The 716-nt window shown below is 48.5% G+C and carries 2 rRNA genes; both read left to right on the top strand.

Going from position 1 to position 716, the window contains the following annotated elements:
* Nucleotides 1–212 (top strand): 16S ribosomal RNA (locus C400_RS0125900); the annotation flags it as partial.
* A gap of 300 nt (nucleotides 213–512) precedes the next feature.
* Nucleotides 513–716, top strand: a 23S ribosomal RNA gene (locus tag C400_RS0125905); the annotation flags it as partial.

Here is a 716-nt window from a genome sequence, read left to right on the forward strand (position 1 = left end):
GAAGTCGGAATTGCTAGTAATCGCGGATCAGCATGCCGCGGTGAATACGTTCCCGGGTCTTGTACACACCGCCCGTCACACCACGAGAGTTTACAACACCCGAAGTCGGTGAGGTAACCGCAAGGGGCCAGCCGCCGAAGGTGGGGTAGATGATTGGGGTGAAGTCGTAACAAGGTAGCCGTATCGGAAGGTGCGGCTGGATCACCTCCTTTCTATGGAGAATCGTTTCCTGCAATGGAAACATTCAAATCAGCAGGTACATGTACTTGCGACCGGATATTCAATTCGGTTCATCACGTTCGTGTGAATGAAATGGATATCCTGAACTTACTCACTCGTTGCTCAGTTTTGAGAGTTCAAACTCTCAAGCTTCGATGAAGCGAATTGCACCTTGAAAACTGGATACCGAAACGAAATTGCGTTTTAGAATATTCCTTTAAGCTGATCTTGTGTAAACAAGTGAAATAAAGGTAGCATATATCGACATTTTCTTTCTGTGAAAGAAAAGTCTAGGTTAAGCTACAAAGAGCACACGGAGGATGCCTAGGCGCCAGGAGCCGACGAAGGACGTGGCGAACAACGATAACGCCTCGGGGAGCTGTAAGCAAGCTTTGATCCGGGGATGTCCGAATGGGGAAACCCGGCTGTCTTCATCGACAGTCACTACTCACTGAATTCATAGGTGAGTGAGAGGCAGACCAGGGGAACTGAAACAT

Source organism: Paenibacillus sp. ICGEB2008, from assembly GCF_000307675.1.
GTDB classification, from domain to species: domain Bacteria; phylum Bacillota; class Bacilli; order Paenibacillales; family Paenibacillaceae; genus Paenibacillus; species Paenibacillus polymyxa.